The sequence below is a fragment of the Stenotrophomonas sp. PA-6-5C genome, assembly GCF_021605635.1.
Taxonomy (GTDB): Bacteria; Pseudomonadota; Gammaproteobacteria; order Xanthomonadales; family Xanthomonadaceae; genus Stenotrophomonas; species Stenotrophomonas lactitubi.
This window is the reverse complement of record NZ_WKEE01000029.1, coordinates 1-26,273: the sequence shown is the minus strand read 5'-3', so window position 1 is coordinate 26,273 and position 26,273 is coordinate 1. Positions and strand designations below refer to the sequence as shown.

The 26,273-nt window shown below is 65.7% G+C and carries 37 protein-coding genes and 1 tRNA gene; 14 read left to right on the top strand and 24 right to left on the bottom strand.

What is annotated here, in order from left to right; translation table 11 throughout:
• Positions 1 to 7 precede the first annotated feature (7 nt).
• The 5 genes from GIW57_RS13455 to GIW57_RS13435 form a co-directional block, all read right to left on the bottom strand.
• A complete protein-coding gene (locus GIW57_RS13455; protein WP_236511526.1) occupies positions 8 to 202 on the bottom strand; it encodes a hypothetical protein in 195 nt (64 codons plus the stop codon).
• A gap of 8 nt (positions 203 to 210) precedes the next feature.
• On the bottom strand, positions 211 to 699 hold the full coding sequence (locus GIW57_RS13450) for a glycoside hydrolase family 104 protein (protein ID WP_236511488.1): 489 nt from the start codon (positions 697 to 699) through the stop codon (positions 211 to 213).
• Between the two features lie 104 nt (positions 700 to 803).
• A complete protein-coding gene (locus GIW57_RS13445; protein WP_236511487.1) occupies positions 804 to 1,490 on the bottom strand; it encodes a serine protease in 687 nt (228 codons plus the stop codon).
• A gap of 9 nt (positions 1,491 to 1,499) precedes the next feature.
• Complete coding sequence (locus GIW57_RS13440; RefSeq protein WP_236511485.1) at positions 1,500 to 2,204, bottom strand: hypothetical protein; 705 nt, start codon at positions 2,202 to 2,204, stop codon at positions 1,500 to 1,502.
• Between the two features lie 154 nt (positions 2,205 to 2,358).
• Entirely contained in the window at positions 2,359 to 2,607 is a 249-nt protein-coding gene (locus GIW57_RS13435; RefSeq protein ID WP_236511483.1) for a Ref family recombination enhancement nuclease, read from the bottom strand.
• Between the two features lie 260 nt (positions 2,608 to 2,867).
• Here GIW57_RS13435 and GIW57_RS13430 point away from each other — a divergent pair, with 260 nt between their 5' ends.
• The 12 genes from GIW57_RS13430 to GIW57_RS13375 all read left to right on the top strand — a co-directional run bounded on the left by GIW57_RS13430 (position 2,868) and on the right by GIW57_RS13375 (position 8,033).
• Positions 2,868 to 3,116 carry a hypothetical protein gene (locus GIW57_RS13430; RefSeq protein WP_236511481.1) on the top strand — a complete coding sequence of 83 codons (249 nt, stop codon included), beginning with the start codon at positions 2,868 to 2,870 and terminating at the stop codon, positions 3,114 to 3,116.
• Positions 3,113 to 3,541, top strand: coding sequence for a hypothetical protein (locus GIW57_RS13425; protein WP_236511479.1), 429 nt, complete (start codon positions 3,113 to 3,115; stop codon positions 3,539 to 3,541). The genes GIW57_RS13430 and GIW57_RS13425 overlap by 4 nt, the downstream gene beginning before the upstream one ends.
• The gene (locus tag GIW57_RS13420) at positions 3,538 to 3,867 is read left to right on the top strand and encodes a hypothetical protein (RefSeq protein WP_236511477.1); all 330 of its coding nucleotides are present in this window, start codon (positions 3,538 to 3,540) and stop codon (positions 3,865 to 3,867) included. Before GIW57_RS13425 ends, GIW57_RS13420 begins: the two co-directional genes overlap by 4 nt.
• Positions 3,867 to 4,154, top strand: coding sequence for a hypothetical protein (locus GIW57_RS13415; RefSeq protein WP_236511476.1), 288 nt, complete (start codon positions 3,867 to 3,869; stop codon positions 4,152 to 4,154). Before GIW57_RS13420 ends, GIW57_RS13415 begins: the two co-directional genes overlap by 1 nt.
• 76 nt (positions 4,155 to 4,230) lie before the next feature.
• A complete protein-coding gene (locus GIW57_RS13410; RefSeq protein ID WP_236511474.1) occupies positions 4,231 to 4,461 on the top strand; it encodes a hypothetical protein in 231 nt (76 codons plus the stop codon).
• Positions 4,458 to 5,006: a DUF1566 domain-containing protein gene (locus tag GIW57_RS13405; protein ID WP_236511471.1), complete on the top strand. Its 549-nt coding sequence runs from the start codon at positions 4,458 to 4,460 to the stop codon at positions 5,004 to 5,006. Before GIW57_RS13410 ends, GIW57_RS13405 begins: the two co-directional genes overlap by 4 nt.
• Before the next feature lie 32 nt (positions 5,007 to 5,038).
• The gene (locus GIW57_RS13400; RefSeq protein ID WP_236511469.1) at positions 5,039 to 5,464 is read left to right on the top strand and encodes a DUF1566 domain-containing protein; all 426 of its coding nucleotides are present in this window, start codon (positions 5,039 to 5,041) and stop codon (positions 5,462 to 5,464) included.
• 26 nt (positions 5,465 to 5,490) lie between these two features.
• Positions 5,491 to 5,934, top strand: a complete 444-nt coding sequence (locus GIW57_RS13395) for a four helix bundle protein (protein ID WP_236511466.1) — start codon at positions 5,491 to 5,493, stop codon at positions 5,932 to 5,934.
• 345 nt (positions 5,935 to 6,279) lie between these two features.
• Positions 6,280 to 6,474, top strand: a complete 195-nt coding sequence (locus GIW57_RS13390) for a hypothetical protein (RefSeq protein ID WP_236511463.1) — start codon at positions 6,280 to 6,282, stop codon at positions 6,472 to 6,474.
• Complete coding sequence (locus tag GIW57_RS13385; RefSeq protein ID WP_236511460.1) at positions 6,471 to 6,761, top strand: hypothetical protein; 291 nt, start codon at positions 6,471 to 6,473, stop codon at positions 6,759 to 6,761. The genes GIW57_RS13390 and GIW57_RS13385 overlap by 4 nt, the downstream gene beginning before the upstream one ends.
• A gap of 31 nt (positions 6,762 to 6,792) precedes the next feature.
• A complete protein-coding gene (locus GIW57_RS13380; RefSeq protein WP_236511457.1) occupies positions 6,793 to 6,981 on the top strand; it encodes a DUF4224 domain-containing protein in 189 nt (62 codons plus the stop codon).
• Entirely contained in the window at positions 6,981 to 8,033 is a 1,053-nt protein-coding gene (locus GIW57_RS13375; protein ID WP_236511455.1) for a tyrosine-type recombinase/integrase, read from the top strand. The genes GIW57_RS13380 and GIW57_RS13375 overlap by 1 nt, the downstream gene beginning before the upstream one ends.
• A gap of 73 nt (positions 8,034 to 8,106) precedes the next feature.
• On the opposite strand, the gene GIW57_RS13370 is transcribed toward GIW57_RS13375, so the two are convergent.
• A tRNA-Lys gene (locus GIW57_RS13370) sits at positions 8,107 to 8,182 on the bottom strand.
• Between the two features lie 152 nt (positions 8,183 to 8,334).
• Here GIW57_RS13370 and GIW57_RS13365 point away from each other — a divergent pair.
• A complete protein-coding gene (locus GIW57_RS13365; RefSeq protein WP_236511452.1) occupies positions 8,335 to 9,294 on the top strand; it encodes a DUF2268 domain-containing putative Zn-dependent protease in 960 nt (319 codons plus the stop codon).
• Between the two features lie 96 nt (positions 9,295 to 9,390).
• On the opposite strand, the gene queC is transcribed toward GIW57_RS13365, so the two are convergent.
• The 18 genes from queC to aspS all read right to left on the bottom strand — a co-directional run bounded on the left by queC (position 9,391) and on the right by aspS (position 25,586).
• Complete coding sequence (gene queC / locus GIW57_RS13360) at positions 9,391 to 10,056, bottom strand: 7-cyano-7-deazaguanine synthase QueC (RefSeq protein WP_100460128.1); 666 nt, start codon at positions 10,054 to 10,056, stop codon at positions 9,391 to 9,393.
• A 77-nt stretch (positions 10,057 to 10,133) separates the two neighbouring features.
• Complete coding sequence (gene queE / locus GIW57_RS13355) at positions 10,134 to 10,835, bottom strand: 7-carboxy-7-deazaguanine synthase QueE (RefSeq protein ID WP_236511449.1); 702 nt, start codon at positions 10,833 to 10,835, stop codon at positions 10,134 to 10,136.
• Positions 10,836 to 10,982: 147 nt separating this feature from the next.
• On the bottom strand, positions 10,983 to 11,801 hold the full coding sequence (gene ybgF / locus GIW57_RS13350) for a tol-pal system protein YbgF (RefSeq protein WP_088100990.1): 819 nt from the start codon (positions 11,799 to 11,801) through the stop codon (positions 10,983 to 10,985).
• 3 nt (positions 11,802 to 11,804) lie between these two features.
• Positions 11,805 to 12,323, bottom strand: a complete 519-nt coding sequence (gene pal, locus GIW57_RS13345) for a peptidoglycan-associated lipoprotein Pal (protein ID WP_025874668.1) — start codon at positions 12,321 to 12,323, stop codon at positions 11,805 to 11,807.
• Between the two features lie 64 nt (positions 12,324 to 12,387).
• Positions 12,388 to 13,707: a Tol-Pal system beta propeller repeat protein TolB gene (gene tolB / locus GIW57_RS13340; RefSeq protein ID WP_100460130.1), complete on the bottom strand. Its 1,320-nt coding sequence runs from the start codon at positions 13,705 to 13,707 to the stop codon at positions 12,388 to 12,390.
• A 250-nt stretch (positions 13,708 to 13,957) separates the two neighbouring features.
• Entirely contained in the window at positions 13,958 to 15,013 is a 1,056-nt protein-coding gene (gene tolA / locus GIW57_RS13335; protein WP_236511446.1) for a cell envelope integrity protein TolA, read from the bottom strand.
• Positions 15,003 to 15,431, bottom strand: coding sequence for a protein TolR (gene tolR / locus GIW57_RS13330; RefSeq protein ID WP_100460132.1), 429 nt, complete (start codon positions 15,429 to 15,431; stop codon positions 15,003 to 15,005). The genes tolA and tolR overlap by 11 nt, the downstream gene beginning before the upstream one ends.
• 24 nt (positions 15,432 to 15,455) lie before the next feature.
• Entirely contained in the window at positions 15,456 to 16,235 is a 780-nt protein-coding gene (gene tolQ / locus GIW57_RS13325) for a protein TolQ (RefSeq protein ID WP_025874672.1), read from the bottom strand.
• Between the two features lie 10 nt (positions 16,236 to 16,245).
• On the bottom strand, positions 16,246 to 16,695 hold the full coding sequence (gene ybgC / locus GIW57_RS13320) for a tol-pal system-associated acyl-CoA thioesterase (RefSeq protein WP_236511444.1): 450 nt from the start codon (positions 16,693 to 16,695) through the stop codon (positions 16,246 to 16,248).
• Positions 16,685 to 17,725 (bottom strand): Holliday junction branch migration DNA helicase RuvB, encoded by a 1,041-nt coding sequence (gene ruvB / locus GIW57_RS13315; protein ID WP_100460134.1) that lies wholly within the window; start codon positions 17,723 to 17,725, stop codon positions 16,685 to 16,687. Before ruvB ends, ybgC begins: the two co-directional genes overlap by 11 nt.
• A gap of 378 nt (positions 17,726 to 18,103) precedes the next feature.
• Positions 18,104 to 20,023, bottom strand: coding sequence for a potassium transporter Kup (locus GIW57_RS13310; protein WP_089236561.1), 1,920 nt, complete (start codon positions 20,021 to 20,023; stop codon positions 18,104 to 18,106).
• Positions 20,024 to 20,072: 49 nt separating this feature from the next.
• Positions 20,073 to 20,666 (bottom strand): Holliday junction branch migration protein RuvA, encoded by a 594-nt coding sequence (ruvA, locus tag GIW57_RS13305; RefSeq protein WP_089236562.1) that lies wholly within the window; start codon positions 20,664 to 20,666, stop codon positions 20,073 to 20,075.
• 13 nt (positions 20,667 to 20,679) lie between these two features.
• Complete coding sequence (ruvC, locus tag GIW57_RS13300; protein WP_089236563.1) at positions 20,680 to 21,201, bottom strand: crossover junction endodeoxyribonuclease RuvC; 522 nt, start codon at positions 21,199 to 21,201, stop codon at positions 20,680 to 20,682.
• Positions 21,202 to 21,330: 129 nt separating this feature from the next.
• Positions 21,331 to 22,062, bottom strand: coding sequence for a YebC/PmpR family DNA-binding transcriptional regulator (locus tag GIW57_RS13295; protein ID WP_089236564.1), 732 nt, complete (start codon positions 22,060 to 22,062; stop codon positions 21,331 to 21,333).
• Positions 22,063 to 22,215: 153 nt separating this feature from the next.
• Complete coding sequence (locus tag GIW57_RS13290) at positions 22,216 to 22,848, bottom strand: alpha/beta fold hydrolase (RefSeq protein ID WP_089236565.1); 633 nt, start codon at positions 22,846 to 22,848, stop codon at positions 22,216 to 22,218.
• A gap of 77 nt (positions 22,849 to 22,925) precedes the next feature.
• The gene (locus tag GIW57_RS13285) at positions 22,926 to 23,447 is read right to left on the bottom strand and encodes a GNAT family N-acetyltransferase (RefSeq protein ID WP_100460136.1); all 522 of its coding nucleotides are present in this window, start codon (positions 23,445 to 23,447) and stop codon (positions 22,926 to 22,928) included.
• A gap of 32 nt (positions 23,448 to 23,479) precedes the next feature.
• Positions 23,480 to 23,818 carry a DNA primase gene (locus GIW57_RS13280; RefSeq protein WP_205406265.1) on the bottom strand — a complete coding sequence of 113 codons (339 nt, stop codon included), beginning with the start codon at positions 23,816 to 23,818 and terminating at the stop codon, positions 23,480 to 23,482.
• 16 nt (positions 23,819 to 23,834) lie between these two features.
• Positions 23,835 to 25,586, bottom strand: a complete 1,752-nt coding sequence (aspS, locus tag GIW57_RS13275; protein ID WP_100460138.1) for an aspartate--tRNA ligase — start codon at positions 25,584 to 25,586, stop codon at positions 23,835 to 23,837.
• Between the two features lie 160 nt (positions 25,587 to 25,746).
• Here aspS and GIW57_RS13270 point away from each other — a divergent pair.
• On the top strand, positions 25,747 to 26,273 hold a 527-nt coding region (locus GIW57_RS13270; protein ID WP_236511442.1), incomplete at its 3' end, for a DUF3011 domain-containing protein.

Genomic DNA, 26,273 nt, shown 5'->3' with positions numbered 1-26,273 from the left:
TGCACCGCTACCTGCGGCTCACCCTGTCGTGGGGGGTCTCAGGAAGCAGCAGAACGCCGATCAGCGCGCCCGCCATCGCAACCAGCAGCACGGACTGCGGAACACCGAGGATCACCCGCTCGGCCTCCCGTAGCGCGTCAGCAGTCGCCGGCGCCACAACGGCGGCGGTGAACGTCCCGACGATGGTTTTCAGGGTGCTCACGGGCTCAGTCACGACGCCAACGCCCCACCGGCCTTGCGGTACACGGCCAACAGGTCGGAAAGCTTGTGTTCGTGCTGCCCATACCCCGCGCCAGGGAGGCTCGCCCAGATGTTGCTGACCGCCTTGATGGCCTCCGGAATCTTGCCCGCCTGGATCAGCGGCAGCGCGCGGCGCTCCCGGATCTGCTGCAGGGCAATCAGGTCCTGGCTCAGCGGGCTGAAGTCCTTCAGCCGGAGCATCTTGCGATAGGCATCGAAGTAGCGGCGCAGGAGCTGGTAGCGACCAGCTGCCGTCGACTGGATCTTCAGCTTGGGCAGGTCCACCAGCACGCGCGGGTGGTCGCCGTAGCCTTGGAAAAGCTGGCCGCCCACGATCACGTCATAGCCGCGGTCCTTGGTGGCCTGCTTGCCGTTATCTGTGCCTTCGGACCACGCCAGCATGTCGAGGAAGGCCACGACGTTCACGCCGCCAGCTTGTTGGGGGGTGATCTGTGACATGGCGGATCCTGAAATGAAAAACCCCGGCTGGGTGGCCGGGGTCGGGTCGTGCGCGATGGTAGTGAATCTACCCCCTAAAGTGCGGGGGCATCAACCCCGCATCTCTAGTTCTGAGGAACTAGGATCCCCACAGGGTTTTGATCGATGACCTCGTCGACTCGTTTGATCTCCTCGCAGATCATGAGCCCAGAATTCGCTCGCACGTAAGCATCAATTCGATCCTGCCCAACATAGACCTCCTCTGGCTGGATCCTGTAGCCGCTGACCACGCCGCACATCTTCTGCTCCCCAGTGAAGTGGTCGATGAACACTAAGGGGCCTCCAGAGAAGCCGGGATTGTTGTGGCCATCAACAAACTGGAGGTTATCCAACCCTGGGGACGGCGGGCAAATCGCAGAGATAAACCCCCTCTTGAAGAACGGCATCGGAAAATCTCGGTTCAGGTTTGCCGGCATCTCCGCCGCCCAGCCGAAGGGGAATCCCAAGAAGAAAACTTCCTGTGGCAGCCCCAGGTTCTGCAGCGTGGCCGGCACAGGATGGACTTCAACATGGAAGGCGCAGGCGAGAACCGAAACGTCTGCGGTTGGATGATGTCCGATCAAGGCCAAAGGTATGCCTGTCCAGCCGTCGAGCTGACGAATCTCCAGCCTCTGTCCATCAACCCACCCTTCGAGGACGTGCTTCGCAGTCACCCAATACTGACGACCATCCTTCTCCATGAGGAAAATTGTGCCGGTTGCCAGGCCGACCCTGAGCTGGAAAACCCGCGTCCAAACGTTGTTACTAATCACATCGTGTCCCTACGAACATGGTTCCGCAGAGGATAGCGCCTTTCTCATCTGCCATGCCGCGTCCTGCTCAGCCTCTCCAAACTTGACCAAAAGCCACTCATATACCGCGCGCCACCGCTCTCGATAAGTCGATTCATCACGCCCCAGCGCGGCTGCTCGACGGCGGTCGCTGACAACGCCAACACCCGTGCCACCACACAGCTTGCACGGCACCAGCAGTTCCCCCAACATCGCCTGGCCCCTACCCTCGCAGGCCGAGCAATGCGGGCGCTTCGCAATCTCCCCGATCACCGCACCAGCCAGCGTCGGCAGCGACTCCAGGGTGCTGATCGGCCAGCACTGCGCCTTCACCCGGCCCAGCCGTTGCTGGGCGGCATCACGGTTCGCCCGCTGCTCCGCCGTCGCCGCGCCGCCCCAGCCCATGCAGACCTCCGCCAGACCGAGATCCGTACGCGCCTCGGCAAGGCGCCTCTGCTGCCGTTGCAGCTCTGGCGTTACCAGCGCGATCACCGCGTCCCGCAGCTTGTGCCGGCGCAGCGCGGCACCATCCGGCCACCAGCACGCCTCCAGCAGCTCGCGGCCCAGCCCGGCCGGAACCATGCCCAGCGCCGCCGCGATGTCCTGGTTGGTCAGATCTGGCTTTCCGCCACCCCGGCCGATATCGAACTTCACCGTGCTCGGCCCCAGCCGCGCCATCGTCTCTCGTGGATTCATGCGCCTTCCCCTGTTGTTGATTCGCCCGGCGACGGGCTGCCCGTAATCCTGATGACCACCTGCCCGCCAGGCCGTCGCTCTCGCTTCACGTCCGGATGGCATCGGAAGCGGCCATCGTCGATCCCCAGCACCTGCGCGATCCCGTCTGCGAGCATCAAAGATCGTCCTCACACTCTGTGAAACACCGGACTGCTTCTTGCTCATCTTCCCAACTCCTAAGCTCGTTGATGTAGGTCTGCTGCGCGATCAGGTCGTCATCAGATCCGTAGGTTTCGTGGAAGGTCCGCGAGCCATCCATCAAGCTCGGGCCGTAGATCTGCCGCATCGACGCGAAGGTGTTCCCCTCCATCGGTATGCGGCGGTGGTGCCATACGCAGAGCGCGAAAGGGTGCAATATCTGCACCCTTCATCCATTCAGGGTTGATCCGATACTGCCGGGTGCGACCACCTTCACCGAACCCGCTGCGGCGCCCGCCGATGCCGGCGTTGACCAGCACCAACCAGCCGGCGGGCTCGGTACTTCGAGCGCCGGGCAAACAATCCGCGCAATCCGAATCGTGCCGCATCTGCGCGCGTCGCCGCCGGCTACCAAGTAGACGCGGCAAAGGATCGTCGGCGCATTGCCGAGCTTCGAGCGGAGCTTGCCAGCGGGAGTGAACGCTAATGAGCGAGCAGAACGATTTGCTGATCTGCCTGCGTGACACGGCAGACAACTTGCGCGCGGATGGGATGCCAATTGCTGCTGATGAGCTGCAAGAAGTGGCGTCTGAAGTAGCCGCTCTGATTGACTGGCAACAGAAGGCACTCCCGCTGATGCAGGCAGCGGCAACGTGGATGCCTTCGAAGAAGTGCGCAGCGCACATCCGGGAAATCGAGACGCTGGTTGCCCGGGTCAAAGGCGGTGCCGCATGACCGCAACCGTGCAGACCATCGTCCTGCCCTGCGGCGACGACGCCCAGCGACACAACCCGAATGAGGCCCGTCCGTTCACCGGGTTCCGCATCGGTCCGCTGTTCTGCCACCACGCAATCAGCGATGACGAGTCACTGCTGCTGGCGGGGCAAGGCGAGGCGGACTACGGCGACTGGGGCATCACTCACCTCCCGAGCGGCGCATCCATCCAGCGCGCGATCCCGAGCCATTTCCGTGCCATCTGGCTGGCTCGCCAGCTTCTGGCGATCCCAGGAATGGACGGCGATTCAGCCCCGCAGGTGCGGGCGGCGGTCGCGGATCAGATGGCGGCTATCAACGTCCTGCGCGGCGATGCGGTGAGCGGCGATTGCCAAGGCGCATGCGTCAGCGGGTTCGACCTCTACCCGGGTGACAACTTGCCATGACCGACCCCGACTTCTTCGCCGCTATGGCCGTCGGCATCCCGCCCATCACCCCGCCAGGAGCAATCACCATGACCCAGCTGAAAGCCTTCTACGTCGATGACATGCCGACGATCTACGCCGCCGCGACGGCCGAGGAAGCGGCGCGCCTGTATGAGTTCGACTTAGGCGAGCCCTGCGAAGACGGCTACCCCTACCTGGTCACCGACGCCGAATTGGACACGCCGGTTCCGGAGACCGACGAGGACGAGCAGCCGACCGGCGTAATGACCACCATGCGCGCGTGGTTGGAAGAAGCCAGCGCGGGCTTCCTGTGCGGGGCCGAGTGATGCGCCACCTGGCCCTGCCCTTCTACTGCGCCGTCATCGTCGGCCTGCTGCTGGCGCTGCTCGCGCGCGCCATCTACACCGGCGCCGCTTCGTTCCTCCTGCCCTTCGGCGCAGGCGTCGTTTTCTTCACCTGGAGCGGCGTGCGCGACCTGCGGCGCAACTGGCCCGCCTTCCGCAAGGAAATGCAGCAGCGGCAGGAAACCCGTCGACGCGAAGGCTGGAAGCCGCCGCCGGCTCGGAATCCCGGGCCGCCATCCGCGCCTGTGTGCCACGACGACACCCACTGAGCAACCGCCCGCCCGGCTGACCGGGTTCCGCGCCGGCCGGACTTCCACTCGCCGGCAACCCATCCCAGGGAACCGCATGCGCAACCAACTCGACATTTTCGACCACGACCCGGCGCGCCTAGCCAAGGCAAACCGAGATGCGGCCGATCAGGCCCGGAAAGACATGCAGTTCCCTCCGAAGATCCGCCAGGAACGAGTGGACCACTACACAGCCGAGGCAGAGCGTCTGGAAGCCCTTGCCGCCCTTTGCAGTCCAACCCATGCCGCCGACGGTGGCAACCACAGCAACGCGAGGAATGCACGTTGAACGCCATCACCATCCGAACAAAGGGTGAAGCTGAGATCTTCATCTCCAGCGAATCCCTCCGCCCCGGCCATCTGATTGAACTCGACGCCGATCAGTCCATCCACCAGTACGCCACTAGCCACACGAAGCTGTTCGCCGACGGCACCAGTGCCGCCGGTAGCGACCCGCGCACCGACCACGTCGCTGTGATCGATCACTCCACCGGCCTGATGTGGGCAGTGAAGTCCATCGGCGACAACGATGGCGACCCGATGAGCCAGGCCGACTGCGAGAAGGCATGCAGCGAGCTGCGCCTGTTGGGTCACGACGACTGGCGCCTGTCCAGCCGTACCGAGCTTGCTGCCCTGGTCGATGACACGCGCCACGAACCGGCCATCGACACCGCGCTGTTCCCCGGTGTGCTGCCCCGCTGGCACTGGACCAGCACCGCGGCCGCCTGGTCCTCGGCGTCCGCGTGGCTCGTCTCTTTCTACGGCGGCCTCGTCGACTACAACCCCCGCTACGACTACGGGTTCGCGTTGGCCGTGCGTCGTGCCGGTCAGTAGTTGGCCCTTTTGATCATTTCCCTGGAGCAACCATGAACCCCATTACCCTCAAGAAGATCGGCGCCGACCGCAACCAGCTGCCGGACGATTCCAACGACCACGTCGCCGTGTTCCTGCCCGACTACGGCTTGACCTTCACCGCCACCAACATCGTGGACAGCGACGTTCCGCACGCCGACTGCGAAGCTGCTGCAAAGGCCTTGGACCTGCTCGGCCACACCGATTGGGATCTGCCGACCATCGAGGAGTACCAGCTCCTGATCGATCGCAGCCGCTACTCGCCGGCCATCAACACCGACTTCTTCAAGGACATCCAGAACGACTGGTACTGGTCGAAGACCCCGGCCGCCTGGTCCTCGGCGTCCGCGTGCTTCGTCAGTTTCTACGGCGGCGGCGTCTACGTCGTCCACCGCGGCGACCTCGGGTTCGCGTTGGCCGTGCGTCGTGCCGGTCAGTGATTTGATTTTCTGCTGAGGCCTTCCCGATGACTTCCCGCTTCCAGCCCCCGCCCATCATCAAGGCCGCCGAACGTATGGCGGTCGAGATTGAGAACGCCGTGCGCCGGTTCGTCCGCTACCACCGCTACCAGATCGGCAGCGACCTCCGCGTGCGTGCCCAGCAGGTGTTCATCAACGCCAACAACGCGTGGCGCGAGCGCGCCGAGCAGGCGCGGTGGGTGGCTGTGCTGGTGCGGGATATCGATGCCCTCAAGCAGCTCCTGCAGATTGGCAAGGGGGTTGGCGCCTTCGCCAGTTTCCGCCAGTTCGAAATGCTTATCCGCCTGGCCGAACAGCTGGGCTCCCAGGCTGGCGGCTGGCGCCGCCACCTGGCCAGCGTCTCCCATGCCCAGAATGCGCAAGCTGAAGGCGTCGCGCAGCGTGGCAAGAAACTGAGTACCCGTACCGCCCTTGCGGGGGCCAACTCATGACGAAGCCGCGCTATCCGCATCCGGGCTGCGCGGCCTGGTCGCAAGTGTATGGGGAGGCGGCCGCCTGGTCCTCGGCGTCCGCGTGGAACGTCAATTTCAACAACGGCAACGTCAACAACAACCACCGCAACAACAACGGGTTCGCGTTGGCCGTGCGTCGTGCCGGTGAGTTTCAGGGAGAGGTAAGCCGATGCCGCGCAGGTCTGCTACGCAGATACGCGCGGCCTGGTCATCCGCGCCCTGTTCGACAAACCACGCGTGCCGCAGCCGGAGAAGGAACACGCGTTCAAGGACCGCACCTGCACCAGGTGTGGCGACTCCGAAGACTGGGCAGGCCCTGACTGCATGCCGACGGCGCAGGCGGTCGATCCGCGCAGCCGGCTCCCGTTCGATCCGCGCTGGCTGCTGCAGCCGTTGCAGTGGCTTATCGACGCCGGACCTATCCCCATCAACAGTTTTGACAGGCGTTTCAGGGCCAAGGAAGCGGCATTCATCCGAGACCAACTGAATGCCTACATCGAGGAGTGCGAAAAGCCATGACACAGAAGCAGATCAGCCATCCCGAAGGCCTGCCCAACTGCGCCTCCGGCCACCGCGTGCGCCACATCCACGACATGCGCTGCACCAGCGCCGGCGGTGGTCACCTGGTCGAATGCTGCTGCAGGTCGACCAGCAAGCACTCGGACGCCGAAGCGGCACTGCGCGCCTGGCGCCGATTGAACCAGCCCGTGCGCAGCGCGCGCAAGACGGACCAGGCCTTGCCCGACAACGTGCTGCAGTTGCCACTGCTCGCAACGCCCCGGGAGGTGCGCCGTGTCGGAGGCTGACAAGATCATGCGTCCTGGAGCACACGGCGACGTGGCTGACCTGACCGGCGCGCACACCAAACGTAGGCAGATCCAGAATCTCGCGCGCAACGGGGTCCCCCACACCATCAACGCTGCTGGCTGGCCGGTGGTGATGTGGTCGGCCGTTGAGGGGTCGGCGAAGAAGGCGACCGAGGCCGATGGCGGCTGGTCAAGCAATGCTATGAGGCCCGCAGCGTAATGGGACGACGCTCTAAGGATCCTGGTGCCATCCCGCATATGCGGAAGCGTGTGCGGGGCAAGACCACGTATTACTTCTTCGACCACGGCGGAAAGCCACGCCGCGAAACACCTCTGGGCAAGAGCTACCCAGAGGCTGTGCGCAGGTGGGCCGAACTGATGGCGACCGAGGCGGTTGTGCCGGAGATCGTGACTTTCCGGGACGCCGCTAAGCGGTACAAGCAATTGGTCATCCCGAAGAAGCGCGCATCAACGGCCAAGGTCAATCTGGCAGAAATGGCGAAGCTGGAGGAATTCTTCTGCAATCCGCCAGCGCCGTTGGCCAAGATTCGGCCGCTGCACGTACGGCAGTACCTGGACTGGCGAACCAAGAACGGGACGGTGGCCATGGTCAGCGCCAATCGCGAGAAGGCGCTACTGAGTCATCTGTGGAACAAGTGTAGGGAATGGGGCTTCACCGACGCGGAGAACCCTTGCAAGGGTGTGCGTGGTTACGGCGAAGCGGGCCGCGATGTGTACGTCGAAGACGACGTATACCGGGCAGTGTGGGAGGCGGCAGACCAGCCTCTGCGTGATGCGTTGGATCTGGCGTACCTGACTGGCCAGCGACCATCCGATGCCCTCGGCATGGACCGACGCGACGTGCGCGATGGCTTCCTGCACATCAGCCAGAGCAAGACGAAGCACAAGCTCCGCATTGCCATCGAGGGCGAGTTGGCCGAACTATTGGTTCGCTTCGGCGCCAGGACATTCAAGCGGCGCGGCAAGCAAAAGGGCGCGGTGATCGTACACACGGCGCTGCTGCTGGATGAGTACGGTCAGCCCCTGAGCAAAGGCCAGCTGCGGAGCAGGTTCGACGCAGCGCGCGCGCGTGCCGGCGTGCCCAAGGCGGCGTTTCAGTTCCGGGATTTGCGGGCGAAGGCGGGCACCGACAAGGCCGACTCCGCGGCGGACATTCGCCAGGCACAGCGGCAGTTGGGACACTCTTCCGTCGTGATGACCGAGACCTATACCCGAAAGCGCAAGGGCGATCGCGTAACCCCGACAAAGTGATTTTGCGGAAAATATTGCCGATTGCGGAAAAACAAAAAGGGCTCCGGATCGCTCCGAAACCCTTCTGCCGCAATGGTGGGCCGTGATGGATTCGAACCATCGACCAAAAGATTAAAAGTCTTCTGCTCTACCGACTGAGCTAACGGCCCATGCAAGGCCCCGGCCTTTCGGCGGGGTGGGCATTCTACCGTACTTTGCGGGGCTGGGTGAAGTCGGGGATCTACGAAGTTGCCGGGCTGCGGGCTCTAAACCTTTGCACCGCCCGCCGCATCTCACTTGCGACCCTGCCCCGGAGCGATGGATGCGCCTGCCACTGCCGCTGATGCTCGCCCTGCTGCTGCCGTTCGCCGCCTCTGCCGCAGCGCCCACACAGGTGCGGACCGACGATATCGACCGCTTCTGGGCCACCTACGATGCGGTACTTGCCGAGCCCGATGCCGCGCAGCGGTTGGCCCTGGTGCAGCAGCGCTACATCGATCCAGGCAGTCCCGGCCTGCATGCGCTGATGAAGGTGCGCAACTACACCGCCGCCGAGTACGCCGACGCCATGCTCGCCTGGCCGCGCTTCTGGTCTTCGGTGCGGCCGCTGACCGCCAACGCACGGCAGGCCAGCGCCACGCTGGAGCGGGATCTGGCGGCGTTCCGCAGGCTCTACCCCGCCCTGCGCCCGGCCAGCATCACCTATGCGGTGGGCGTGCTGCGCACGGGCGGCACCACGCTGGGTAACCAGGTGCTGATCGGCGCGGAGATGGCACTGGGCGATGCAAGCGTGGATGTCAGCGAACTGCCGGAGCCGTTGCGCAGTCGCCTGCGGGTCTTCTACGACAGCAATCCCGGTGCGAACAACGCACAGAACAACCTGCATGAGTACGTGCACACCCAGCAGCGCGAGACCACTGGTTCGCTCGCGCAGTACGCGGTGCGCGAGGGCGTGGCCGAGTACGTGGCCGAGCGGATCAGCGGCCGTCGACCGGCGCTGCCACTGTATGCCTATGGGCCGCTGCACGAATCGGAAATCCGCGCTCGCTTCATCGCCGAGATGGATGGCGATGACCTGGACAACTGGCTGTACAACAGCGCACGCAATCCGTTCGGTGTGGGCGATCTGGGTTACTACGCGGGGTATCGCATCGCGCAGGAGTACATGCGCCGGCAGCCGGATGAGCAGGCGGCGATCGCACGGATGATCGAGCTGGATTACGAGGATCCTGCAGCGGTGCGGGGGTTTATCGAGGCGTCGGGGTGGCTGCAGCAGCGGTAACGCCGGGCCATGCCCGGCGCACAGTGCCAACCAAGGTTGGCACCTACCAGTATCAGACCACCCGGTGGTGCCGGGCCATGCCCGGCGGCCCGCGTCTCAGGCGTACAGCGTCGGGTCGGCGACGCCGGCTTCGGTGAAGCCCTGCGCGCGCAGACGGCAGGCATCGCAGTGGCCACAGGCCGCGCCGTTGGCATCGGCGTTGTAGCAGGACACGGTCAGGCCGAAGTCCACGCCCAGGCGCACGCCTTCGCTGACGATCTGGCCCTTGCTGAGGAACTGCAGCGGCGCATGCACGGTGATGCCCGCGCCTTCCACGCCCGACTTGGTCGCCAGGTTGGCCAGTGCCTGGAAGGCGGCGATGAATTCAGGGCGGCAGTCCGGGTAACCGGAGTAGTCCACGGCGTTGACGCCGCAGAAGATGTCGTTGGCACCGAGCACTTCGGCCCAGCCCAGGGCCAGCGACAGCATGATGGTGTTGCGTGCCGGCACGTAGGTCACCGGGATGCCCTCGCCGCCCGCTTCGGGCACGTCGATGTCATCGGTCAGCGCCGAACCGCCGATGCTGCGCAGGTCCACGTCCACGGTCTTGTGCACGATCACGCCCTGGGCCTTGGCCACGCGCGCGGCGGCATCCAGCTCGGAAGTATGGCGCTGGCCGTAACGCACGCTCAGGGCATGCACGGCGAAGCCCTGTTCCTGGGCCATGGCGATGACGGCGGCTGAATCCATGCCGCCGGAGAGAAGCACGACTGCCTTCTTCATGGGTAAATCATCCGGTTTGGGGGAAAAGCCAGCACGCTGTCCCGCGCCGGAACTACATCAATGAATAACAAACGGGCTCAGCGGCCCGGTTCGTCATTCCAGAGAATCTTATGCAACTGCATCTGGAAGCGCACCGGCAACCGGTCTTCCACGATCCAGTCCGCCAGCTGGCGGGCAGTAATCTCGCCCTTGCTGGGCGAGAAGAACACCGTCGTGCGCTGCACCAGCTGGTGCTCGGCGACCATGGCCTTGGCCCAGTCGTAGTCTTCGCGGTTGCAGATCACGAACTTGATCTGGTCGCGCGTGGTCAGCAGCGGCAGGTTCTCCAGCCGGTTGCGCGCGACTTCGGCCGAGCCGGGGGTCTTGATGTCGACCACACGCGATACACGCGGATCGACCGCGCTGACGTCCAGCGCACCGGAGGTTTCCAGCGACACATCCAGGCCGGCGTCGCACAGTTTCTGCAGCAGCACCAGACAGCGCTTCTGCGCCAGCGGCTCGCCGCCGGTCACGCAGACGTGGCGCACGCCCTGCGCCTGCACATGGGCCACGATGTCGTCGATGTCCCACCAGGTGCCGCCGTGGAAGGCGTAAGCGGTGTCGCAGTACTGGCAGCGCAGCGGGCAACCGGTCAGGCGCACGAACACAGTCGGCCAACCGGCGGTATCGGCCTCACCCTGCAGCGAGGTGAAGATCTCGGTGATCTTCAGGCGCGGCAGTGGCGACTGCACGATCTCGCTGGGCGTGGCGACGGCGTTGGACGGAGTGACGGCGGTCATGGCAAACAATTCTTCATGGGGCGGGCGACGAATGTATCGGCGCCGGAAACGAAAGCAGCCGAGCATGGGCTCGGCTATACAGGAGGCTGCCGGGAGTCAACCCAGCGCCAGGGGGCGTATTGTACGCCCGGCCAGCGGATCAGCGGATCAGCGGATCTGATTGCCGAGGCGGATCGACTGCAGGCGGTCCTGCGCGGTACGCGCGGCATCCGAGCCCGGGTATTGCGCCACGACGGTCTCCAGCGTCTGCTGGGCCTGGTCGACCTTGCCCTCGCCATACTGCGAGAGGCCGACCTTGAGCAGGCCACCTGCGGCCTTGTCGTGGGTGGGATAGCGCGAGAGCAGTTCGCGGAACTGGGACTCGGCCATCGGGAAATTGCGGGTGGCGTAATAGCTCTCGCCCAGCCAGTACAGCGCATTGGGGGCGTAGACGCCGTTCGGGTACAGCTCCAGGAAGCTCAGGAACAGCTGCGCCGAATCATCGTACTTGCCTGCCTTCAACGCATCGAAAGCCACGTTGTAGGACGTACGCTCGTCACCGGTGACGGCCAGGCTGCCCGGGTCACCATGGACGGAAGGCGGCCGCTCGGAAGTGGCCGCCGCTGCGGGTTTTGCCGGGGCTGCAGGAGCCTTCGGTGCGCTCGCCGGAACAGCAGGCAGGGCCGGGGCGGCAGAGCCCCCTTCCAACCGGTTCAGGCGGCTGTCCAGATCCAGGTACTGGTCCTGGGCGGACTGCTTGAGCTGGGCGTTGTCGTGCTGGAGTTGCTCGATCGAGGCCTGCAGGCTGGTGACCTGCTGCCGCAGCTGGTTGATCTGGTTCAACAGGTCCTGGTTGGCACTGTTGTTGTACATCTGCTGCTCGAGCGAACCGACGCGGTCGGCCAGACTCTGACGTTGTGCATGCGCCGGTGCGGCAGCCACGAGGGCTGCCGCAACGACCAGCATCAGTTTGATGCCAAGGCGCATGGATTACTGCGCGGTGTAGACGATTTCGACGCGACGGTTCTGCGACCAGCAGGACTCGTTCGACTCGGTGCAGACCGGACGCTCTTCACCGTAGGACACGACGGTCAGCTGCGAAGCCGAGCCACCGTTGGCCTGCAGCGCCGAGTTGACGCCGTTGCCACGACGCTCGCCCAGGGCCTGGTTGTACGCGCGCGAACCGCGCTCGTCGGTGTGGCCCTGCAGGGTGATGCGCGAAGACGGACGGTCACGCAGGTACTTGGCGTGGCAAGCCATGATGGCCTGGAATTCCGGCTTCACGTCTTCCTTGTCCAGGTCGAAGTAGACAACGCGCTGACGCAGGCAGGCATCGGTGTCCAGATCGCCCGGGCCGTACAGGCCGGAGGTGGACGGACCGGTCGGGGTGGTGGTCGAGGTGCCGGTATCGACCGGAGCCGGGGCTTCTTCCTTGACCTTCTTCGAGCAACCGGCCAGGACGGCCACGGACAGCAGGGAAACAAGCAGAACGCGGGTGGACTTGTTCATGGCGATACCTTTGTGGCTCCTAAGCCGATGAGGGGTTCAATACAGAGAAAATATTAACACTCTTTTAGCGCTGGGTACGGTATGGGGACCATGCCGGCTCGCGCACATCACCGTCTGCCAGGACCAGGCGCTGGCGCACGCGCGCGTCGGCCGAGACGGCGTACAGCACACCACGACCACCCTCACGGGCGGCATACAGCACCATGCTCGCGTTGGGCGCGAAGCTCGGCGATTCGTCCAGCGAACCCGGCGACAGCGTGCTCCAGCGCGGCGAGCCCAGCGAGCTGTCCATCAGCGCGATCTTGTAGCTGTTGCCCGAACCCTGGGCGACAGCGATCTTCTTGCCGTCGTAGGACACCGACGGCTTGGCGTTGTAGTTGCCCTGGAAGGTCACCCGCTCGGCGCTGCCACCACCTGCGCCGACCTTGTAGACCTGCGGACGGCCGCCGCGATCAGAGGTGAAGTACACCGCGCTGCCGTCCGGGGCCCAGGTCGGCTCGGTGTCGATGGCGAAGTGGTTGGTCAGCTGGGTCAGCTGCTTGCTGCCCAGGTCCATCACGTAGATTTCCGGGTTGCCCGAACGCGACAGGGTCAGGGCCAGCTTGCGGCCGTCCGGCGAGAAGGCCGGTGCGCTGTTGATGCCGCGGAAGCTGGTGACCAGTTCACGGGCGCCGGTGGAGATGTTCTGGATGTAGATGGCGGAGTTGCCACGCTCGAAGCTGACGTAGGCCAGCTTGTTGCCATCCGGGCTCCACGACGGCGACAGCAGCGGCTCGGCCGAACGCACGATGGTCTGCGGGTTGAAGCCGTCCGAATCGGCGACCATCAGCGCATAGCGCATGGCGTCGCCCTTGCCGCTGGCGGTCACGTAGGCGATGCGGGTCCAGAAGGCGCCGCGGACACCGGTGATCTTCTCGTAGATGGCGTCGGCCATCTGGTGGGCGACGTCACGCATGGCGTTGCCGCGCGCGGTCATCGCCAGGCCCAGCAGGCGCTCGCCCTTGGGCACGTCGAACAGTTCGTACTCGACGCGGTAGGCGCCGGCGCCGGCGTCCATGACCCGGCCGACGACGATGTAGTTCTGCTTCAGCGCGCGCCAGGTGGCGAACTGGATGTCACCGCCACGGATCGGCTTTTCGACGATCTGCGCTTCGGGCAGCGTACGGAACTGGCCCGAACGTTCGAGGTCGGCACGGACCACGCCGGCAACATCGGTCTGCGGGGCGGCGGCCGAACCCTGGTAGGGCATCGGCACGATGGTGATCGGGAGGGCGGAGGCATTGCCGCCGATGATGTCGATATCCAGCCCCTTCTGCTGCGCGACGGCAGCGAAAGGCAACAACAGGGCCGCAAACACGGCAAGCCAGCGAGGCATCTTCTTCATGGAGAGCTCAAAAAAGGGAAACCGGAACGAGGGATAGCAAAACGGGAGTGAACCGCTTCGCAATCATGAACCAAGGGTACGTGAATTCCGGGTCAGTGCCAGCCCGTGCTCTCACATGCCGTTAACGTCGCGGCCAACTTCCGTGCGGATGACTCGCCGCAAGCATGGCTTGGACGGCACCGTACGATCCAGAGTCAGAGGCGTCATCGGATGACGGGACAGCCCCACAGGGCTGCCCTGCCCCCGCGCCTCAGCGATCCTGGGCGGTGAAGGTGAAGTTGATCGTGCGCGCGAACACCTGCTCGAAGCCACGGTACGGCAAGGGCTGGGCATTGAGCACGGCGGCCTCGATCGAGCGCTTGCCGGCCTCGTCGAACGGGCAGCCGGCGCTGACCGTAGCGCTGCGGACCGTTCCCCCCGGCAGCTGGTTGATGGTGATCTGGCAGCGTTGGCCCAGCGGCACGCTGTCCGGACGCACCCACTGCGCCAGCACCTTGGCCTGGATGGCTGCCGCGTACTTGGCAGACAGGTCGTCACTGCTGCCACCACCACCGGCGGCCGGCTGTGCGGCGCCGCTGGCACCGGCAGCGGCCGTGCCCGCGGCATTGCGCGCGGCGGCAACCTGGCGCAGCTTCTGCTCGGCCAGCTTGGCTTCCTTCTCGGCCTGCTCGCGGCGGGCACGGATATCGGCGATCTTCTTCTGCTTCTCGGCTTCAGCCTTGTCGGCCGCCAGACGCTCCTGCTCGGCCTGCTTTTTCTTGGCGTCCGCTTCCTGCTGCTTGGCCAGGCGCAGCTTCTGCTCGGCTTCTTCCTGGCGCTTGCGCTCGGTCAGGTCGATCTGCTCCTGGCGACGCTTGGCTTCCTGCTCCTGCTTGGCCTTCTCCTGCGAGATCGCCAACGCGCTGACCGCATCCTGGTCCTTGGTGTCGGGCTGCGCCACGCGCTCCTGCGCCTGTTGCTGCTGCGGCGTCGGCGCATCCTGCGGGCGCGGCTCTTCAATCGGCTGCGGCGGCGGGATGGTGTCTTCCGGCACCGGGATCGGCTCGACCACCGGCGGCGGCAGGTCTTCCAGCTTCTCCGACTGGCGCAGGGCCTGACGGGCGGCGGCGGCTTCGGACGCGGACAGCGCCAGGCTGGCCTCGACCGAGGGATCGCCTGCGGCGGCATCGGTATTGCGCTGCGGTGACCACAGCCAGGCGCCGATGAAGATCAGCGCGACCAGCAGGTGCACCAGCACGGCCAGCAGCAGGGGCTGGCCCCAGCCGGGCTCCTGCTTGTGCGGTAGCGGCAGGGCGTCAGTTCGCATCGGTGGCCAGGCTCACCTTGTCGACGTGGGCGCGCTTGATCACATCCATTGCCGCGATGACCTTCTCATAGGCCACGGCACGGTCGGCAGCGACGATCACGCGCACGTCCTTGTCCTGCGCGGCGATGCCGGACAGGTGGCCCTGCAGTTCCTCGGCGGTGACGGCGGTGGGTTCCTTGGCGTCGGGCAGCTTGAGGCTGAGCTGGCCGTCCTGGCGCACCGAGACGATCAACGGATCCTGCTTGCTTTCCAGCGCCTTGGCGTTGGAATTGGGCAGGTCGACGTCGAAGGTCAGGGTGAGCATGGGCGCGGTGACCATGAAGATGATCAACAGCACCAGCATGACGTCGATATAGGGAACGACGTTGATTTCCGATTTCAGCTTGCGGCGCTTGCGGCGACCGATGGCAGCGGACATGGCTTGGACTCCCGGGTCTGGCGCTTACTCGTCGCCAGCGCTCTGGCGCTGCAGGATCGAGCTGAACTCGTCGGCGAAGGTCTCGAAACGCACCGACATGCGCTCCACGCGGGTGGTGAAGCGGTTGTAGGCCCACACCGCCGGAATCGCCACGAACAGGCCGATGGCGGTGGCGAACAACGCTTCGGAGATGCCCGGGGCGACGGCGGCGATACCGGCCTGGGCACCGCTGCTGATCATGTCGTGCATGGTCACCATGATGCCGAACACGGTACCGACCAGGCCCACGTACGGGGCGGTCGAGCCGATGTTGGCCAGCAGTTCCAGGTTGCGCTCGAGCTGGTCGACTTCGCGGGTATAGGTGGTGCGCATGGCGCGCTGGGCACCTTCCAGCTGGGCACGGCCATCCAGCCGGCGCTTGTCGCGCAGGCGGGTATATTCGCGGAAACCGGCTTCGAAGATCGCTTCCAGGCCGCCGACATTGCGGCTGCGGTCGGTGGCCGAGCTGTACAGCTTGCCCAGGTCGGCACCGGACCAGAAGCGATTCTCGAACTCGTCTGCTTCGCGGGTGGCCTGCTTGAAGATGCGGGCCTTGCGGAAAATGATCACCCAGCTGACGAACGAGCCGACCAGCAGCGCGAGCACGATGATCTTCACCGGCAGGCTGGCCTTGGCCATCAGTTCGAGGTAGTTGATGCCGCCGCCGGTGGTGGCCTGGGCAAGGGTCTGGGTCGCGGCATTGCTGACGTCAGCCGGCAAAGCCTCGGTGACCGTGGCCTGCAGGGCCAGGAGCGTTGCGATCATCCGTTGTTCCTCAAGAGTTCTGTTCGGATTCGGGGTGGAGGTGGGGTTGCAGCGCGGCAAGGACGGAATCGTCCATGCCACGCGGGCGGAAACTGGCCGCGTCCAGTGCGGCGATGCGGACCTGCGCGGACAGCAGCAGCTGGCCGTCACGCAGGACCTGCTGGTCGAAGACCATGCTGGCCTTCTTCAGCTGGACCAGGGTGGCGCTGACCTGCAGCTGGTCATCCAGCCGTGCCGGCTTGATGAAATCCATCTGCATGGAGCGCACCGCGAAGACCATGCCGTGCTCGGACCGCATGCGCTCCTGGCCGTAGCCCAGCGCGCGCATCCATTCGGTCCGGGCCCGTTCCATGAAGGCCACGTAGCGGGCGTGGTAGACCACGCCGCCAGCGTCGGTATCTTCCCAGTAAATGCGTGTCGGCCAACTGAATCGGGGTTCAACCGAGGGTTCAACCGACATCGGGGACCTCGGCGAACAGATCCTGCGGCGGGTTCTTCGGCTTCAGGCCCAGGTGCCGGTAGGCCTTGTGGGTCGCCATGCGGCCACGCGCGGTGCGCACCAGGTAGCCCTGCTGGATCAGGTACGGCTCGACCACATCTTCCAGCGTGCCGCGCTCTTCGGACAGCGCCGCTGCGAGCGATTCGATGCCGACCGGGCCACCGTCGAAGTAGTCAACCATGGTCTTCAGCAGCCGACGATCGAGCTCATCGAAGCCCTCCGGGTCGACCTTGAGCATCTGCATCGCCGCCTGGGCCACGGTCTGGTCGATGTGGCCACCGGCCTTGACCTGGGCGTAATCGCGCACACGGCGCAGCAGGCGGTTGGCGATACGCGGAGTGCCACGCGCGCGCCGCGCGATCTCCCCTGCCCCGTCGGCGGTGCAGTCGATGGCCAGGATGGCGGCCGAGCGACGCACGATGCGGGTCAGTTCTTCGACACTGTAGAACTCCAGCCGCTGGACGATGCCGAAGCGGTCGCGCAGCGGCGCGGTCAGCAGACCGGCGCGGGTGGTGGCGCCGATCAGGGTGAACGGCGGCAGATCGATCTTGATCGAGCGCGCCGCAGGGCCCTCGCCGATCATGATGTCGATCTGGAAATCTTCCATCGCCGGGTACAGCACTTCCTCCACCACCGGCGACAGGCGATGGATCTCGTCGATGAACAGCACATCGTGCGGCTGCAGGTTGGTCAGCAGCGCGGCCAGGTCGCCGGCCTTTTCGATCACCGGGCCGGAGGTCACGCGCAGGGCCACGCCCAGTTCGTTGGCGATGACATGACTGAGGGTGGTCTTGCCCAGGCCGGGCGGGCCGAAGATCAGCACGTGGTCCAGCGCATCGCCACGACCCTTGGCGGCCTGGATGTAGATCTCCATCTGCTCGCGCACCGGCACCTGGCCGAGGTAGTCGGCAAGTCGCTTGGGTCGGATGCTGGCGTCGGCGGCGTCATCCTCGCGGGTGGCGCCGGCGGCGATGATGCGGTCGTCGGTCATGTGCTGATTATGCGGCAAAAACGAGGGGATTCGGCCGGGCTGCGCCCGGCACCCGCGGAGGCCAAAGCAACGGCAACAGCCGAAGCAAGAGCAGAAGCAGGTTTCCCGAGGGATGGCGGGGTGGGTCCGGTTGCGGGGGACGCTGCAAGTACGTCCATGTAAGCTCGGTCGCGCCATCCATGGCGCTCACGCCCCCGCAACCGGACCCACCCCGCCTTCGACAGATCGCTGCGATCTGCCGGAATGGCATGGGCTGCTCTTGGTGGGTGTCGACCTTGGTCGACACGGTAGATCCACGCCATGCGTGGATGGATCTGGATGACACGAACATGGGGGCAGAGCCCTTTTCCTTAGGAAAATGGATCCGACCCCGCGCGGTCAGATCTCGACCTGCGCTCCGAGCTCTACCAACCGGTTGCCCGGAATCCGGAAGAAGCCCGTCGCCGGAGCGGCGTTCCTGTGCATCAGCGCGAACAGCTTGTCGCGCCAGATCGGCATGCCACGGTTGGCGGTGGCGACGATGGTTTCGCGGCTGGCGAAGAAGGTGGTGTCCATCGGGTCGAAGTAGATGCCGCCGTGGTCGCACGAGCGCATCAGCGCCAGCGGTACGTCGGGGGTCTCCATGAAGCCGAAACGCACGTAGACGCGGTAGAACTCATCGCCCACCGATTCGATCTTGAGTCGCTGCCCCTCCGCCGCGTACGGCACCGGCAGGGTCACCACATGCAGGAACACGTTGCGCTCGTGCAGCACCTTGTTGTGCTTGAGGTTGTGCATCAGCGCATGCGGGGCCACGGTCGGGTCGGCGGTGAGGAACACCGCAGTGCCCGGTACGCGTACCGGCGGCGCCAGCATCAGGCCCGGCAGGAAGGTGTCGATGCGGATACCGTCCTTGCGGATCTCATCGCGCAGCAGTTCGCGGCCACGACGCCAGGTGCGCATCATGGTGAACAGGAAGATGCCCAGCACCACCGGGAACCAGGCGCCCTGCAGCAGCTTGGCGCCGTTGGCGATGACAAAGCCCAGGTCGATGACGAAGAACACCACGCACAGCGGCAGGATCCAGTTGCGCGCCTTCGGCCACAGCGAACGGGCGACCAGGGCCAGCAGCAGGGTATCGATCAGCATGGTGGCCGACACCGAGATGCCGTAGGCCACGGCCAGGTTGGACGAGCTGCGGAAGGCCAGCACCAGGCCGATCACCATCACCGCGATGCCCCAGTTGATGCCGGGGATGTAGATCTGGCCGATGGTGTCGTGCGAGGTGTGCTTGATGCGCATGCGCGGGATGTAACCCAGCTGCATGGCCTGGCGCGAGACCGAGAACGCACCGGTGATGACCGACTGCGAGGCGATCACTGCGGCCATCGTGGCCAGCACGATCATCGGGTACAGCGCCCACGACGGTACCGCCTCGAAGAACGGGTTCTTCACTGCCTCGGGATGGTTGAGCACCAGCGCGCCCTGCCCCAGGTAGTTCAGCACCAGGCATGGCAGCACGAAGAAGTACCAGGCGTGGCGGATCGGCTTGGCACCGAAGTGGCCCATGTCGGCATACAGCGCCTCGCCACCGGTCACCGCCAGCACCACCGCGCCGAGGATGAAGATGCTGTGCCAGCCGTGTTCCATGAAGAAGCGGATCGCCCACCACGGATTGAACGCTTTCAGCACTTCCGGCGCATCGACGATGTTGTAGATGCCGATCGCCGCCAGCGAAATGAACCAGATCGAGGTGATGGGCCCGAACAGCTTGCCGATCTTCTCGGTGCCAAAGCGCTGTACCGCGAACACCGCCAGCAGCACCACCACGGTGATCGGCACGATGAAGGCATGCAGCCCGGGGGCCGCCACCTCCAGGCCTTCCACCGCGCCCAGCACCGATATCGCTGGCGTGATCACGCCGTCGCCGAAGAACAGCGACGCGCCGAAGATGCCGAGGATGCCGACCACGTACGCCGAGCGTGACCCGTTGCGCAGCGTGCGCTGGGTCAGCGCCATCAGCGCCATGATGCCGCCCTCGCCGTCATTGTCGGCGCGCATGATGATGGTCACGTACTTCAGGGTGACCACGATGTTCAGCGCCCAGAACGCCAGCGACAGCACGCCCAGCACGGTGTCATGGTCGCTGGTGAGCCCGTAGTGGGGCGAGAACGCCTCCTTCAGGGTGTACAGCGGGCTGGTGCCGATATCGCCGAAGACCACGCCGATCGCACCGATGATCAGCGCCAGCCCCCCGGCGGGGGGAGCGTGACCATGGCCGCCATGGGCGGCGGTGTGCGGGGTTTGACTGCTGGACATGGGGCTCCTGGCGAAGCTCAGGGTGTAATGGGGAAGGAAACGGCGCGGCTCAGCGCAGCGCCGACTGCAGGGCCTTGCGGATGACCATGGCCACTTCATCGCCCTCGTTGAAGGCTTCGCGCGCCATCCGCGCCGCCTCGGTCGGCTTGTAGCCCAGCTGCTGCAGCGCCACGGTGGCATCGGACAGCGGATCGGCCGGGGCCGGGCCACTGCCGGTCGGCAGTGCGCCACCTGCACCGAACTGCGCCGCGCGGTCACGCAGTTCCAGCACCATGCGCTCGGCGGTCTTCTTGCCGATGCCCGGGATGCGGGTCAGCGCGGTGATGTCGCCGGCCTGGACCATGCGTGCGAATTCTTCGACGGTGACGCCGGACAACACGGCCAGCGCGATCTTCGCGCCGATGCCGCTGACCCGCTGCACGTCGCGGAACAGGCGGCGCTCTCCTTCGCGCAGGAAGCCGTACAGCGAGACGCTGTCTTCCTTCTGCGAATAGTGGGTGTAGAGGATGACCTCACGGCCGAGCTCGGGCAGGTCGTAGAAGGTGCTCATCGGCGCCTCCAGCTCGTAGCCCACTCCGTTGACGTCCACCACCAGCCACGGCGGCGCCTTGTAGGCGACGATTCCGCGCAGTCGACCGATCATTGCGTGCAGCTCCTCATTTGCGGCCCCACGCCTGGCGGGCAGTCAGCCCCAGGCGGTTGGCCGTTGCCCTTACGTGGGCATGGGTGATGGCCACGGCCAACGCGTCGGCCGCGTCGGCCTGCAGCTTTGTCTTCAGGTTGAGCATGAGCCCGACCATGTGTTGAACCTGTTGCTTTTCGGCGCCGCCACGACCGACCACCGCCAGCTTGATCTCGCTGGCCGCGTATTCGTGCACCGGCAGGTCGCGCAGCACCACCGCCGAAATCGCCGCGCCACGGGCCTGGCCCAGCTTCAGCGCCGAATCGGGGTTGCGTGCCATGAACACCTTTTCGATGGCCACTTCCTGCGGCTGGTACTCGTGGCACAGCTCGGCCAGGCCCAGCACCAGCAGCTTCATGCGCTGCGGGAAGTCATCGGCCCCAAGCAGCACCAGCGGCTGGTGATGCACGTGGCTGACCCGGCCGCTGGCATCGACATCGATGATGCCGACCCCGGTCCGCTGTGAACCCGGGTCGATGCCGAGAATACGGGTCATGCGGCACACACGCAGGCGCCGCTGATCCGGGAAGGACGCATGCGGCGGTGATGGCTGGAAACGTCTGGGATCATCATGGTCCGCATTGTCCGCTCACCGGCCGCCAAAGGCGACCGGTGGAGCGTACGTTCAGGCGTAGGCGTCCGCGCCGAGATCGGCGTTGGAGTAAACGTCCTGCACGTCGTCGAGGTCTTCCAGCATGTCCAGCAGCTTCTTGACCTGCAGGACGGTGTCGCCCTCGACCTTGATGTCGTTGTCGGCACGGAAGGTCAGCTCGGCATGGTCCGGCGTGCGGCCAGCCGCCTGCATCGCATCCTTGACCGCGTGGAAGCTGTCCGCGGCGGTGAGCACGTCGATCGCGCCATCCTCCGGGTAGACCACGATGTCATCCGCACCGGCCTCGATGGCCGCTTCGGAGATGGCGTCCTCATCGGCGCCGGCAGCGTAATGCAGCACGCCCACGCGCTTGAACATGAAGCTGACCGAGCCTTCGGTGCCCATGTTGCCGCCGCACTTGCTGAACGCATGACGGACATCGGCCACGGTGCGCACGCGGTTGTCGGTCAGGCAATCGACGATGACGGCCACGCCACCGGGCGCGTAGCCCTCGTAGCGGATCTCTTCGTACTCGACGCCTTCCAGTTCACCGGTGGCCTTCTTGATGGCGCGCTCGATCACGTCCTTGGACATGTTCGCGGTCAACGCCTTGTCCACGGCCACACGCAGGCGCGGGTTGTTGTTGGGGTCGCCTCCACCGCCGCGCGCGGCGACGCCGATCTCACGGATGATCTTGGTGAAAATCTTGCCGCGCTTCGCGTCAGACGCGTTTTTGCGGTTCTCGATGGAGGGGCCTCTACCCATGGGTCTTTTCGTACGTGCGTTGATGGATAAGGCCGCGGATTCTACCTGATCGGGCCCGGTGACCGTGTCGAGGGCGGATAGGTGCCGCAGGGCACGGCGCCCCGGTAGCGCCGGGCCATGCCCGGCGAGCGCAGCGGCGCTGGGTGACGTCGCTCAGGCCGCAGCGGCGTCGCGGCCATGGTCGAACTGGCCATGGCGGAGGAAATGCGCGGTCTGCCGCGCGGCATCGGGTGACACCACCAGGCCGCTGTGGCTGGTGCGCACCACGCAGTGGTCGGACAGGCCCGGCAGGCGGGTCTCGGCCAACGCCACGGTGCCATCGGAATCGTCATCCAGCGCCCCGAGCAGGCTGCCCAGCCCATGCGGCACCGAGCCGGCGATCAGGCCGACCGCAGCCTTGCCCTGCCAGTCCGGCAGCCCGTCCAGCAGCAGTTCGCTGCTGCGGCCCAGGGCCAGGCCCCAGCCATGTTCGGACAGCGAGCGCGCGGTACCACTGCCACGCAGTGGCGAGCCCAGGCAGACCACGCGCTGCACGGGCAGCTGCGGCTGCCGGCGCAGGGCTTCCAGCGCCAGCAGGCCGCCCAGGCTGTGCCCGACCAGCGACAGCGGGCCTGCGTCTGCCAGCCGCTCCAGCAACTGCGGGACGGCCACATCGGGGCCGCCGAATACGGACGAGTAGCCAAAGGTATGGACCTGGAAGCCACGCGCGCGCAGGCGCCAGGCCAGCGGCCCGACCCAGGCACGGGCATTCCAGATGCCATGCAACAACAGAACGGGGGGAGTCATGTGCAACAGCCTGGCGGTCAGCGGGGCGGAACTACGGTGATTGAACAGAAGCCAGGAGCAAGCGGCGGTGAACGGCTTCAGGCCGGATGCGGCAGACGGCGCAGGATGAACTCAAGATCGTTGGTATCGCCCACCGGGAACAGGTACTCGCCGGCCTTTTCGAAACCATACCGGGCGTAGAAGCGCTGGGCCCCGAAGTTCTCCGACCACACGCCCAGCCACAGCGTGCGCGGGCCGTCACGCTCCAGCCAGGCCAGCGCGGTTTCCAGCAGGCGGCTGCCCCAGCCGCAGCTCTGCTGCGTCTTGACCAGGTACAGGCGCTTGAGTTCGCCGTCACCGGGCTTCACGTCCGGATGCGGTAGCCCACAGGGGCCGGCGGCGGCATGGCCGACCGCCTCCCCATCCAGCTCCAGCAGCCACACCGCGTAATCGGGGTGGGCCAGGATCGTGCGCTGGCGCTCGACCGTGTAGGACGCGTCGATGAAGTCCTGCAGGTCCTGCGGCGGATACAGATGTCCGAAGGTTTCGGTGAACGTGCGCGCGGCCAGCGCCGACAGGGTCGGCGCGTCGTCCACAGTGGCGCGGCGGATCGAATACATGGGTCGAGTTGACGTCAGGACAACGGTTCGGGTCAAGCCCGCTCCGCCGGCTCCTTTTCGTCTTCTTCTTCCTCTTCCTCTTCTTCGTATTCCTCGTCGTCCTCTTCTTCCTCGCCTTCTTCCTCTTCTTCGCCTTCCTCGTCCTCGTCGTACTCTTCCTCTTCGTCGTCTTCGTAATCCTCGACGCCGAAGTCTTCACCGTCCCAGCGACCTTCGCCGTCGGCGACGAAGGTCAGGGCCATGGCGGACGGGTTGGTACCGACGCGGACCAGCCAACCACCGAAGACACGTGCACGCTCGGTGACCAGGTTGGCCTCAGAGCCTTCATTGCCCAGCTTTTCCCACTCCAGCGAAAACGCAAACTCGGTCATTGCCTGGATCTCCTGATCAGTTTTTCTTGGGGCGAACCTGGATGTGCACTTCGGCCAGCTGCTCGTCGACGATCGGCGACGGCGCGTCGGTCATCAGATCCTGTGCACCGGTGGTCTTCGGGAACGGGATGACGTCGCGGATCGACTCGGTGCCGGCCATCAGCGCGGCGATACGGTCGATGCCGAAGGCGATGCCACCGTGCGGCGGCGCGCCGTAGTTCAGCGCGTCGAGCAGGAAGCCGAACTTGGCACGGGCCTCTTCGGCACCGATGCCGAGCAGCTCGAACACTGCGCTCTGCATGTCGGGGCGGTGGATACGGATCGAACCGCCGCCGATTTCATTGCCGTTGAGCACCATGTCGTAGCCGCGCGAAACGGCCGTCTTGGCGTGCGCGCGCAGATCGGCGATGTCGTCCACGGCCGGCGCGGTGAAGGGATGATGCAGGGCGACGTAGCGCTGCGCTTCCTCGTCCCACTCGAACATCGGGAAGTCGGTGACCCACAGCGGCGCCCAGCTGTCGGCGACCAGGTTGAAGTCCTTGCCGGCCTTCAGGCGCAGCGCGCCCATGAAGTCGGACACCTTGTTGTAGCCGCCGGCACCGAAGAACACGATGTCGCCGTTGCCGGCACCGACGTGGGCCACCAGCGCGGCGAAGCCTTCTTCGCTGAAGAACTTCTGGATCGGCGAGCTGATTTCACCGTTCTCGCCCACCTTGATGTACGCCAGGCCCTTCGCACCGTACTTGGCGGCGTGCGCGGCGTACTCATCGATCTGCTTGCGCGACAGGCTGGCACCACCCGGGATGCGCAGCGCGGCGACGCGGCCATCGGCATCGTTGGCAGCGGCAGTGAACACGGGGAATTCGCTGGTCTTGACCAGCTCGGCCACGTCCACCAGTTCCAGCGCGATGCGCAGATCCGGCTTGTCCGAACCGTAGCGACGCATCGCCTCGGCCCAGGTCATGCGCGGGAAGCTGGCCTCCAGTTCGACGTCGACCACTTCCTTGAAGATGCCGCGGATCATGTCTTCGACGAAGTCCTGCACGTCGCGCTCGCGGACGAAGGCGAACTCCATGTCCAGCTGGGTGAATTCCAGCTGGCGGTCGGCACGCAGGGCCTCGTCGCGGAAGCAGCGGGCGATCTGGTAGTAGCGGTCGAAGCCGGCCACCATCAGGATCTGCTTGAACAGCTGCGGGCTCTGCGGCAGGGCGTAGAACTCGCCCGGGTGCATGCGCGCCGGCACCAGGAAGTCGCGTGCGCCTTCCGGGGTGGCCTTGGTCAGGATCGGGGTTTCGATGTCCTGGAAGCCCTTTTCGTCCAGGTGGCGGCGCAGGGCCTGCACCAGCTTGATGCGGGTGCGCTGCATGCGCTGCATTTCCGGACGGCGCAGGTCCAGGTAACGGTACTTCAGGCGGGTTTCTTCGCCCGGGTTCTCGTGGGCGTGGAAAGGCAGCGGCGCGGCCTTGTTCAGCACGGTGATGGCGGTGGCGATCACTTCCACCTTGCCGGTGCGCAGCTTGTCGTTGACCGCGTGGCGGGCGCGCACCACGCCTTCCACCTGCAACACGTCCTCATAGCCCAGGCTGGCGGCCACGGCAAACACTTCGGCGTTGTCGAGCTCCACCGTCACCTGCACGATGCCTTCATGATCGCGGAGATCGATGAAGCAGACGCCGCCCTGGTTACGGGCCACGTCGGTCCAGCCGGCGAGGGTGACAGTCTGGCCAATCAGGGTCTCATCGACCAGGCCGCAGAAGTGGGTACGCATGGGGGGAAAGCTCCGCTGGAGAACGCCGACGCCTGATGGGGGCCGGAAAGCCTCTTATTCTGCGGCCGAGGCCCCGGCCGGGGCAAATGCAGACGGTCACGCGGGCTTGATCGCCCCGGTCCTTATAGTCGCGCACCTACTCCCGTATGGGGATGTCGCCATGAAACCGCAGTCCCTGGCCAGCCTGGCCGTGATCCTGGGTACCTTTACCGCGCTCGCCCTGCCCTCCGCCCCTGCCGCCGCGCAGGACGGGGTGGTCCGCTGCGAGAGCCAGAACAACCGCGAACGTGTCTGCAACACCGGCTGGCGCGACGCCCAGCTGGTCCGCCAGCTGTCCGGCTCGGCCTGCGTGGAGGGCCGCACCTGGGGCACCCGCAATGGCAGCATCTGGGTCAACAACGGCTGCCGCGCCGAATTCACCCAGGGCCGTGGTGGCTGGGGTGGCGGCAACGGTGGCGGCTGGGGCGGCGGCAACGGCAACGGCGGCACCGTGCGCTGCGAAAGCCAGGACAACCGCGAACGCAGCTGCCCGGTCGGCTGGCGCAACGCGCGCGTGGTACGGCAGATATCCGGCACCCAGTGCGTGGAAGGCCAGAACTGGGGCGTGCGCAACGGCGCGATCTGGGTCAACCGCGGCTGCCGCGCCGAGTTCGCCGAAGCCCGTGGTGGCTGGGGCGGGGGCAATGG